2 protein-coding genes and 1 pseudogene are annotated in these 1103 nt (G+C 65.0%); all 3 read right to left on the reverse strand.

Annotated elements, in window-relative coordinates; genetic code table 11:
- Positions 1 to 171 (reverse strand): exonuclease domain-containing protein (locus tag EOA24_RS38905; protein WP_281059940.1); only part of this gene is annotated, 171 nt, incomplete at its 3' end.
- Between the two features lie 75 nt (positions 172 to 246).
- On the reverse strand, positions 247 to 852 hold the full coding sequence (gene coaE, locus EOA24_RS38910) for a dephospho-CoA kinase (RefSeq protein WP_126080348.1): 606 nt from the start codon (positions 850 to 852) through the stop codon (positions 247 to 249).
- Positions 852 to 1103, reverse strand: a pseudogene (locus tag EOA24_RS38915) (shikimate dehydrogenase); the annotation flags it as partial. The gene coaE and the pseudogene EOA24_RS38915, both read right to left, overlap by 1 nt.

Genomic DNA, 1103 nt, shown 5'->3' on the forward strand with positions numbered 1-1103 from the left:
GTGCACGGCCTGGGCCTCGGCGTGGATGGCGCGGCCCTGCGGGTTGATGAATTTGTGGAAGGTGCGGCCGGTCGGGAAACGGTTGACCAGCTCGACGCCGCCGAGCTCGATGATGCGGTCTTCGCGCAAATCGAGGCCGGTGGTTTCCGTATCGAAGATGATCTCACGCATTTCGAATCAATCCGCTCCAAGGAGCAGAATCACAAACCAGAACAAAATGGCAATGGGGACTGCCGTCAGCGGACGTCAGGAACCATCCCGGCCGGACTTATCCCCCGTCAATTCGCCGATGACGGCGTCAACCGCCCTCCGCGCCGCCTCGAAGCCATTTCCGGTGTCGATGATGAAGTCGGCCTGGCGGCGTTTCTCGGCATCGGGCACCTGCTTGGCGAGGATCGACAAAAACTTCTCCTCGCTCATGCCAGGCCTCGCCAGCACGCGTTCACGCTGGATCTCGGGCGAAGCGGTGACGACCACGACCTTGTCGATGCGGTTGCGGCCGCCGGTCTCGAACAGAAGCGGGATGTCGAGCACGGCGAGCGGCGCGCCGGCGGCGCGATGCCTCGCCAGAAACGCATCGGCATCGGCGCGCACCAGCGGGTGGATGATCGACTCGAGCTTCTTCAGCGTGGCGGGATCGCCGAGCACTTGGCTCGCCAGCTTCACGCGGTCGACCACGCCTGCCTCGGTCGTGCCCGGGAAGGCCGCCTCGACCAAAGGCGCTGCCTTGCCGGCATAGAGGCGATGCACCGTCTCGTCCGAATCATGCACTGGCACGCCGGCCGCGGCGAACATCTTCGCCGTCGCTGACTTGCCCATGCCGATCGATCCGGTGAGGCCGAGCACGATCATCAATGGCCCTCGATGTCGGCGACGATCATGCGCCGCAATTCGGGCGTAACTTCGGGTTTGCGGCCGAACCAGCGTTCGAAGCCGGGCACTGCCTGGTGCAGCAGCATGCCGAGCCCGTCGACCGTCTTCAACCGCCGCGCCCTGGCGGCGGCAAGCAAAGGCGTTTCCAACGGCACATAGACGATGTCGGTGACGATGGCGTGGTCCGGCAAGCCGGCCGGATCGGCGGCGAGGGTTTCGTTGCCATGCAT

The sequence above is a fragment of the Mesorhizobium sp. M2A.F.Ca.ET.039.01.1.1 genome (assembly GCF_003998035.1).
GTDB lineage: Bacteria > Pseudomonadota > Alphaproteobacteria > Rhizobiales > Rhizobiaceae > Mesorhizobium.